Here is a 9,861-nt window from a genome sequence, read left to right on the forward strand (position 1 = left end):
AGCCTTAATAAGGGGGGAACCGGAAAAACATCTATCAAAGTCCCCCTTTTTAAGAGAGATTTAGGGGGATCAAGATATGTGCAACTATTAAATTGGTAAAATACCATTTCACTTTAATAATGATACAAATACGCTAGTAGGGGCAGCATTGCCATGACCTTACGAGAAATCTATATATATCAGGTGTATCAGAATTTTCGTGAATTGGTATAAAACATTGCTGGATTTCAATACTGTTCGGTTAAGCATTTTTAACTTGAAATTGGGCTTTGGAAAAAGGTTACGGGGTTTGGGTTAAAAGCTTTTCTTTTCCCTTTTACCGTAAATCAAAGGGTTTAAGACCCCAACAATACAGGTAGCGCCAGTTTCAGTCGGGGTTTAAATCCCCGTCTGAACGCAAACAGCGTGCCGTAGGCAAAATGTCTTTAATTTTGAATTTTGTTAGCGCAGCGTAAAGCCTTCGGCATGGCTTCGCTTAGAGCGAGTCTTCGTTCGCTTTTAGCGTCTCGTAGAGAGCGTCATTTTGAATTTTGAATTGTTAATCATGGGGTGATGTTCTAGTAGCGATCGCTCCAATTTGGCTTTACAAAAAAAGGTGGATGTAGGGTTGCAAATTCTCATCCCATAGCTAGACGCAAAGATTTTTATAGTCATTTAGCATCATGGGGGAAATGTACCTCACAAAACCGAAAACTGGAAAGATAAATGAGGTTGTTACCTAGCTAAATTTCTGGAATTCGTCATCATGTATGAACTAGTTCAAGCTCTCTCCAACGGTGATGAAAAAACTGCTCTACATCAGTTGATTTATGCGTTGAGTACTTCAGGTAAGCATTACTTCCTAAGAAATGAGATTTTGCAAGCTTTTGCTGACTACTGTCATCAATCCCAAAAGCCAACCTATTTTTACTACTCTTCTGCTGTTGGCAAACTAATACAATATACCCACGAAATAATTCTCGAAGAGGAAAGTACTTGGTTCGTGATTCGACCGAGGATTGCTAATCAAGAAGTTTGGCAACTGACAGCTGACTTTAGCAGGTTCGAGCAGATGACACCTCAAGCGCTGTTAGATGTGAGAGATCGTCTAGTCAACCGCTACCAACCCCATATTCTGGAAATCGACCTCCACCCCTTCTATGAGAGTTCTCCAAGAATTGACGACGCGAGAAATATTGGTCAAGGTTTAGCCTTCCTCAACCGCTACCTGTGCAATCAATTGTTGACTGACTCTGAATATTGGGTAGAAATGTTATTTAAAGCGTTACATAGGTTGCAATGCAATGGTATTCGCCTATTGTTGAGCGATCGCATTTCTTCTGGTATTGAGTTAGCCAAACAAATTAAGCTAGCGCTGAAATTGCTGAGTAAGCGATCGCCTGATGAACCTTATGAAAAATTTAGCTTTGACCTCCAAGAACTCGGCTTTCAGCCGGGTTGGGGTAACACTGCGGCGCGAGTCTCTGAAACTTTAGAACTCCTCGACCGACTTATTTACTCCCCAGAACCCGGCATTTTAGAAACATTTGTAGCTCGCGTCCCCGCTGTCTTTCGCGTCGTTCTCGTTTCCGTCCACGGCTGGGTGGGACAGGAAGATGTTTTGGGAAGAGATGAAACACTTGGTCAAGTTATCTACGTCCTCGAACAAGCTCGCAGCTTAGAAAACGAACTGCGCGAACAAATCAAACTCGCTGGACTCGACCAGCTAGGCATTAAACCCCATGTAATTATTCTGACTCGATTAATTCCTAACTGTGAAGGCACATTTTGTAACCTGCCCTTAGAAAAAGTCCAAGATACCGAAAATGCTTGGATATTGCGCGTTCCTTTTGGTGAATTCAATCCAGAAATTACGAATAATTGGATTTCTAAATTTGATATTTGGCCCTATTTAGAGCAATTTGCTGTAGATGCAGAAAGAGAATTACTAGCTCATTTTCAAGGCAAGCCTAATCTAGTTGTTGGCAATTACAGTGATGGTAATTTAGTAGCTTTTCTCCTATCTCGGCGAATGAAAGTCACCCAGTGCAATATTGCCCATTCCTTGGCAAAACCTAAATATCTATTTAGCAATTTGTATTGGCAAGATTTAGAAGATAAATACCACTTTTCGGTACAATTCACCGCCGATTTGATTAGTATGAATGCTGCCGACTTCATTATTACATCGTCCTATCAAGAAATTGTCGGCACACCTGACACGATAGGTCAATACGAGTCGTACAAGTGGTTTACGATGCCGCAGTTGTATCATGTGGTTGATGGCATTGATTTGTTTAGTCCTAAATTTAACTTAGTGCCGCCGGGGGTAAATGAAAATATTTTCTTTCCCTATAGCCAAAAAGAACATCGGGACTCTAACCTTCGTACACAAATCCACGACTTACTCTTTACCCGCGAAGACTCTCAAATTATTGGTCAGTTAGATTATCCTAATAAGCGGTCAATCTTTGCCGTTGATACCGTCACCTCAATCAATAATCTCACTGGTTTAGCTGAATGCTTTGGTAAAAGTCAGGCTTTGCAAGAGCATTGCAATCTGATTTTATTAACTAGTAAACTGCGTCCAGATGAAGCTACAAACTCAGAAGAAGCAGAAGAAATCCAAAAACTCCACAACATTATTGATGAATATCATCTCTATGGCAAGATTCGCTGGGTGGGGATGCGTATCCCTAGCAGTGAACTCGGCGAAGCCTACCGAGTAGTTGCAGATTCTCAGGGGATTTATATTCATTTTGCCCGCTTTGAATCCTTCGGGCGGAGTATTTTGGAAGCCATGATTTCCGGCTTACCTACTTTCACTACCCAATTTGGCGGCTCTTTAGAAATTCTTGATAACCAAGAAAACCGATTTAATGTTAATCCTACAGACTTAGAAGGAACAGCAACGAAAATTTTAGACTTCCTTGAAAACTGTGATGCTCGTGCGGAATACTGGCAGGAAGTTTCAGAATGGATGAGTCAGCGAATTCATCACAAATATAATTGGCATTTACATAGCAATCAATTACTACTGCTTGCGAAAATGTTTAGTTTTTGGAACTTTGTTGCTCCCGAAAATAACGAAGCTAGAGATCGCTACATGGAAACTTTATTTCATCTCATTTATAAACCCAGAGTCGAAAAGATTTTGGAAAAGCATAAGGGGGGATGAGGGAGCAGGGGAGCAGGGAGCAGGGAGCAGGGGAGAGTTAGAACTCCGTTCATCCACCTCAGAACTCCGTTCATCCACCTCAGAACTCCGTTCATCCACCTCAGAACTCCGTTCATCCACCTCAGAACTCCGTTCATCCACCTCAGAACTCCGTTCATCCACCTCAGAACTCCGTTCATCCACCTCGGAACTGGATTCATTCACCTCGGAACTGGATTCATCCACCTCGGAACTGGATTCATCCACCTCAGAACTCCGTTCATCCACCTCGGAACTCCGTTCATCTAGCTCAAAGACTCAAAATCCCCACTCCCAACTTATGCAAACAAAAGGTCGTTCTCGCCATTTTATCTACACAGATTGGATATTAATCGAAACCCAGTTTGACCCTGAGCAATTGCACTCCAAAGAAACCGTCTTTACAATCGGCAATGGATACCTGGGAACAAGAGGCAGTTTTGAGGAAGGTTATCCTCATACATTGCCAGCTACTTTTATCCACGGTGTCTACGATGATGTGCCTGTGGTGTACACTGAACTGGTAAATTGCCCTGACTGGCTACCCTTGATAGTGATTGTGAATGGCGATCGCTTCCGTCTCGATCAAGGTGAGATATTGAGCTACGATCGCCAGCTTGATTTACGCCAAGGACTACTGACTCGGGCCGTGCGTTGGCGCTCTCCCAGTGGAAACACCATAGATATCAGCTTTGAACGCTTTGCTAGTCTTGCAGATCCGCACGTGTTGGCGCTACGCTGCCATTTAACACCAATAGATTTCGAGGGGTTAATTGAAGTTCAAGCTAGCATCAATGGCTATCCCGAAAATCAGGGTTTCAATCACTGGGAAGAATTAGATCAGGGCAAGACTCACCAAGGAATCTGGTTGCAACGCCGCACGCGCAACTCTCGAATTGAACTCGGTATGGCAGCTAAGGTGACAATATTAGGCACTGAAGCATCTTTGCAAGTCAATACCGCACCTGGTTATCCTACCTTGAGTACGACCTTTTTGGCTAAAGTGCAGCAGACTGTAACGGTGGAAAAACTTGTGACAGTTTTTACCTCACGGGAGATTGAAGCACCAGTTGCAGCAGCTCAAGAAAAACTCGCACAACTGCCAGACTACGCAACATTGCTAAAAGCCAATGAGCAGGCATGGGATGAGGTTTGGCAGCAAAGTGACATCCTGATTGAGGGGGATAGCACAGCTACTTTTGCTGTTCGCTACAATCTGTTTCAACTGCTGATTGCTGCCCCACGGGATGATGACAAAGTGAGCATTCCCGCTAAAACGCTTTCGGGGTTTGGCTATCGCGGTCATATTTTTTGGGATACAGAAATTTTTATGCAACCCCTATTTCTGTTTACTCAACCAGCGATCGCTCGCAATTTACTCAGTTACCGTTGGCACACCTTACCAGGAGCTAGACGCAAAGCAGTCCATTACGGCTATAGAGGGGCAATGTTTGCCTGGGAAAGTGCTGATACCGGAGATGAAGTAACACCACGTTGGGCTATCGGTAGTGATTTTTATGGTGAAGACGTGCGGATTTGGTGTCGCGATCGCGAAATTCACATCAATGCAGATATCCCCTACGCAATTTGGAACTACTGGCAAGCGACTGGTGATGATGACTGGATGCAAAAGTGCGGTGCAGAGGTGATTTTGGATGCCGCCATTTTTTGGGGTAGCCGAGTCGAATTCAATTCTGAGCGCGACCAATATGAAATTCGGGGAGTAATCGGAGCGGATGAATACCATGAATTTGTCCACAACAACGCCTTTACAAACCGGATGGCGCAATGGCATTTAGAAAAAGCGATCGCCGTCTATGATTGGCTGGCTTACAAATTCCCCGAACGAACCACCGAACTAGAACAGAAACTAAAGCTGACCCCAGAGGAACGATTGCACTGGCAAGAGATCGTCGCCAAAATATTGTTTTTCTATGACCCATCAACACGACTAATCGAGCAGTTCGAGGGATTTTTCCAATTGGAAGATATCAACTTAGCAGATTATGAACCACGCGATCGCTCCATGCAACCGATCTTGGGTATTGATAAAACCAACAAATCTCAAGTACTAAAGCAGCCAGACGTATTAATGCTCCTATATTTAATGCGGGAATCAGCAGATTTTCCCTATAACGAAAAAGCATTACAGACAAACTGGGACTACTACGCACCCCGCACCGATATTACTTATGGTTCGTCCCTTGGCCCAGCAGTTCAAGCCATTTTAGCTTCCGATTTGGGCAAATCAACCGTAGCTTACGAACAATTTATGCGGGCGTTAATGGTGGATCTTGAAGATAACCGAGGTAACACCAACGATGGAATTCACGGTGCTAGTGCTGGTGGGATTTGGCAAGCTGTAATTTTTGGATTCGGCGGCATCCAACTAACTGAAAATGGCCCCGTAGCTAATCCCCACCTACCCCCTGGCTGGACGCGCCTAAAGTTTAAACTGCACTGGCGCGGGAAATGGCATGACTTCGATTTGAAGGGATTGGGGACTGGGGACTGGGGACTAGGGACTGGGGGACAAGGGGATAAGGGGACTGGGGGACAAGGGGATAAGGGGACAAGGGGAATAACCAATCCCCAATACCCAATACCCAATACCCAATACCCAATACCCAATACCCAGTCCCCAATCCCCAACATCCAAGGATTCATCTTCGATTTAGATGGTGTACTAACAGATACAGCAGAACTTCACTATCTAGCTTGGCAGAAGCTAGCTGATGAAGAGGGTATACCATTTAATCGGGAAGCTAACGAAGCCTTACGGGGTGTATCCCGTCGTGCTTCCCTGATGCTGATTCTGGGAGATAGACCGTATTTGGAAGCACAAATCGAGGAGATGATGGAGCGTAAGAATCGCTATTATGTCGAATTGATCCAAAACATGACACCCCAGGATTTGTTGCCAGGTGCGATCGCTCTATTGGATGAATTGCGGCAAGCTGATATTAAGATCGGTATTGGTTCAGCTAGTAAAAATGCCCACCCAGTGTTAAAGCGATTGGGCATTGTGGACAAAGTAGATGCGATCGCAGACGGTTACAGTGTACAAGAACCCAAGCCAGCACCCGACCTATTTCTGTACGCAGCCAAGCAGCTAGGAATCGAACCAGCGCAATCTGTGGTTGTAGAAGATGCCGCAGCAGGTGTTGAAGCCGCTTTAGCTGCTGGGATGTGGGCAGTAGGACTTGGCCCTGTTGAACGAGTTGGAGCTGCTCATATTGTTTTACCCAGCCTAGAAGGTATTAAATGGGCAGACCTTCGAGAGCAATTGAGTAACATTTCCAGACAAAAACATTAAACAAACGAGAACTGCTTGATTACTTACAGCAGATTTCAAGGAAGGTGAAATACACAACGATTCGTCTTAAAGCCAGGTAGAAAGAGTATTTTACTTCTGTTATGCGTAGCCCATTCACCAATTGTTCCTCCTGAATTCTGCTGTATTAAGTCCTAATCACCCCAAACAACTAAAACTCCCTAAAACTACGCTGAAATTGCTGATAACTGCTAAACTCCAAAAGCTAAGATCGTCTAAGTAGGGAATCTAAAACAAAACCCCACTTTAGAAATTAGGAGCAAGAGCGTGGATTTGGACGATTTAGCTTTGCAGATAGAGAACATGCGTAAGCGCGTCGCCCTCTTGCAACGCCAAAGTGAACAGCAAGAAGCACAAGCAGATATTGAACTCGTTACCGCAGTATTCAAAGAAGTTTACCTAGCTTTGGAAGAACTCAAACTAGTGAATGAAGATTTAAAGCAGCAGAATGAAGAATTATCCAACACTCAACAGGCCTTGGTAGCACAAGGTCAACGTTACCAAGAATTATTTGAGGAAGTACCAGACGCTTATTTTGTGACTGATACAAAAGGGATAATTCAGGAAGCTAACTCAGCCGCCACCACTCTGCTTAACATTTCCAAAAGTTTGTTGTTGGGTAAATCCATAGGGATTTTTGTGCTTGAGAAAGAAGTAATTGCTTTTCATTTGAAACTAACTCACCTGCGCGATCGCGCCCAATTCCCAGACTGGAAAATGCAAGAGTGGGAAGTAAACTTGCGACCGCGTGACAAAACACCTATTGTGGCTGCGGTTAAAGTGGTTGCTATCCGTAATCAATCTAGTGAGTTAGTTAGTCTGCGCTGGCTATTGCGGGATATTGGCGAAAGTAAGCGAACCCAAGCCAAGCTGCAATGGGCAGAAGAGGCGATGCGACAAGCGCTTGCTAAAGAAAGGGAGTTTAGCGAACTTAAATCCCGCTTGCTCACCATCACCTCCCATGAGTTTCGCACCCCTTTGGCTACCATCCACTCTTCTGCTGAACTACTAGAATATTATCGCCACCTCTGGAGCGAACAGCGACAACAGACCCACCTGCGTCGCATTCAAACATCAGTTATGCATATAACTCAGTTGTTGAATGATGTATTAGTACTGAGTCAGGATGAAACAGGCAAGTTAGAGTTTAATCCAACACCCATAAATTTAGTGGAATTTTGCCGCGATTTATTAGAAGAATTACAACAGAGCGATCGCTCACAACATGCGATCGTTTTTAACAGTGAGTGCGAATGTACACCAGCTAATTTAGACGCCAAACTACTCCGACAAATCTTGAGTAATTTATTCTCGAATTGTCTAAAATACTCTCCCATTGGTAGTACAGTTAGGTTTTCTGTAACCACTGCCAACGAGCAAGCTATATTTCAGACTCAAGACTCTGGTATTGGCATTCCCGCTGCTGACATTGAACACATCTTTGAACCCTTCCATCGCGCCAGTAATACAGCCAATATCCCAGGAATGGGATTGGGGATGTCCATCGTCAAACAGGCTGTAGATTTACATGGCGGCGAGATTACAGTTGAAAGTGCGATCGGTACGGGAACTACCTTTACAGTCATTTTGCCATTTTCAATAAATTTCCATGTATAGCTAATCAATCACTTTTATTTATCGAATTTAAAAAAAAAAGTAATTGCTTGTATGCTAGAAGGTCTTTAAAGTAGAGTTAGCCGGTCAACAATGAGTTGATTGTAAAGTTTTTCTTCGCAGCAGCTTAGGGAAACGAACTCAAAGACTTTGTATCTTTAAATATGAGCTTAAAATATTACGCCTGTGGTAATCTCTAACAAATCAGAATACGCACTTCTAGCCCTGTTAGAGTTAGCAACCTGCTACCCTAAGGGTGAAGCCCTACAAATTCGAGAAATAGCGGCCTTGCAAGATATCCCGAACCGCTATTTAGAACAACTTCTAGCAACATTAAGACGTGGAGGTTTAATTAAGAGTATACGCGGAGCCAAAGGTGGCTATGTTCTGGCACGAGATCCCGGAAAGATTACAGTGTTGGATGCTTTTAGCTGCATGGAAGGGTCAGATATTGTTGTCTCTCCTTCTGAGCCGACTCCCAACACGGTAGAAGGTGAGCTAATTCAGGAAGTTTGGCAAGAAGCACGTCAGGCGGCTAACTCCGTTTTGGAAAAATATACACTCCAAGACCTTTGTGAACGAAGATCGATCCGAGAACAGAAGGAACTAATGTATTACATTTAACAAGGATGGTCAAATAATTACTAATTTGTAATTCGTAATTAAAAAGGGAAAATGAAAATAATAACCAGCAATCTGTGACGCTGTTATATGCCTGAAGTCAATTTTCAACAGCAAATAGTGCCGCTACTCTCGTGGAGAGTTATGCAGCAGGAAAACGGAACTTTAGTAAAGCAGAACTGGGTAATGCTGATTTGCAAGGCATTAACTTGAAAGGATCTGACCTGAGTTATGCTGACTTGAGTGAAGCTAACCTGAGTAGCGCTAATTTGAGGGGAACTGATTTGAGCAATGCCTTTCTGAGTCAAGCTAATCTGAAAGATGCCGATCTTAGGGGAGCATTATTGATGTCAGCGAATCTCCGCCAAGCCGATCTCAAAGGAGCGAACCTGGAAAAAGCAGACTGCGATTACCTACGGTAGGCTACGCCAACGCAACACCCATTTTCCCCAAGATTTCGACCCACTGAAAGCGGGTATGCAGATTAAATTTGAAGATTGATATAATTTAAGTTAAACGATCGTACTGACCTCAAGATAGAAGATATTTCTCTCAAAAGAGTTGTATTTTGGTAAAAAAGCCTATCTATGAGGTTGACAATGGAGGCGAAAAGTGAAACCCTCAACCGACGCGCACCACTAATTACTGCTGGAATTTTTATTGGTGTGGGTCTTGGAGGGTTTATTGATGGAATTTTACTGCATCAAATCCTCCAGTGGCATCACATGCTGAGTAACATTAGACCTCTGACAAACAGGGCGAATATAGATTTGAATATGGTATGGGATGGGTTCTTTCATACCTTAAATTGGGTATTCACCGTGATAGGAGTTGTGTTACTATGGCGTGCTGGAAGACGTGATGATGTTCCTTGGTCATCACAAACCTTTATTGGATCGATACTTATTGGGACTGGGTTGTTCGACTTGGTTGAAGGTTTAATTGACCACCAAATTCTCGGTGTTCATCATGTGAAAGCAGGCCCAAATGAGTTAGCTTGGGATTTAGGATTTCTTGCATTTGGTGCGCTACTTGTTCTCATCGGCTGGCTAATGATAAAAAAAGAGTCAACAGTCATTAGTCATTAGTCATTGGTCATTGGTCATTGGGCATGGGG

The 9,861-nt window shown here is 43.6% G+C and carries 6 protein-coding genes and 1 pseudogene; 6 read left to right on the plus strand and 1 reads right to left on the minus strand.

The annotated features are described in order from the left end of the window. Positions 1-745: 745 nt before the first annotated feature. Positions 746-3,157, plus strand: coding sequence for a sucrose synthase (locus CDG76_RS26090; protein WP_094351781.1), 2,412 nt, complete (start codon positions 746-748; stop codon positions 3,155-3,157). On the opposite strand, the gene CDG76_RS36540 is transcribed toward CDG76_RS26090, so the two are convergent. Then, positions 3,095-3,424 carry a hypothetical protein gene (locus tag CDG76_RS36540; protein WP_143854174.1) on the minus strand — a complete coding sequence of 110 codons (330 nt, stop codon included), beginning with the start codon at positions 3,422-3,424 and terminating at the stop codon, positions 3,095-3,097. The genes CDG76_RS26090 and CDG76_RS36540 overlap by 63 nt on opposite strands. Positions 3,425-3,476: 52 nt before the next feature. Between CDG76_RS36540 and pgmB the strand changes: the two genes are divergently transcribed. The 5 genes and pseudogenes from pgmB to CDG76_RS26115 all read left to right on the plus strand — a co-directional run bounded on the left by pgmB (position 3,477) and on the right by CDG76_RS26115 (position 9,832). Continuing rightward, positions 3,477-6,491 carry a beta-phosphoglucomutase gene (gene pgmB / locus CDG76_RS26095; RefSeq protein WP_094351782.1) on the plus strand — a complete coding sequence of 1,005 codons (3,015 nt, stop codon included), beginning with the start codon at positions 3,477-3,479 and terminating at the stop codon, positions 6,489-6,491. A 285-nt stretch (positions 6,492-6,776) separates the two neighbouring features. Further along, positions 6,777-8,126, plus strand: a complete 1,350-nt coding sequence (locus CDG76_RS26100; RefSeq protein ID WP_094351783.1) for a PAS domain-containing sensor histidine kinase — start codon at positions 6,777-6,779, stop codon at positions 8,124-8,126. Positions 8,127-8,309: 183 nt separating this feature from the next. Next, positions 8,310-8,747 (plus strand): RrF2 family transcriptional regulator, encoded by a 438-nt coding sequence (locus CDG76_RS26105; RefSeq protein ID WP_094351784.1) that lies wholly within the window; start codon positions 8,310-8,312, stop codon positions 8,745-8,747. 87 nt (positions 8,748-8,834) lie between these two features. Then, positions 8,835-9,245: pseudogene (locus CDG76_RS26110) on the plus strand (pentapeptide repeat-containing protein). A gap of 98 nt (positions 9,246-9,343) precedes the next feature. Then, positions 9,344-9,832: a DUF2243 domain-containing protein gene (locus CDG76_RS26115; RefSeq protein ID WP_094351828.1), complete on the plus strand. Its 489-nt coding sequence runs from the start codon at positions 9,344-9,346 to the stop codon at positions 9,830-9,832. The last annotated feature ends 29 nt before the right edge of the window (positions 9,833-9,861 follow it).

Origin of the sequence: Nostoc sp. 'Peltigera membranacea cyanobiont' 210A (assembly GCF_002246015.1) — a bacterium.
Classification (GTDB): Bacteria; Cyanobacteriota; Cyanobacteriia; order Cyanobacteriales; family Nostocaceae; genus Nostoc.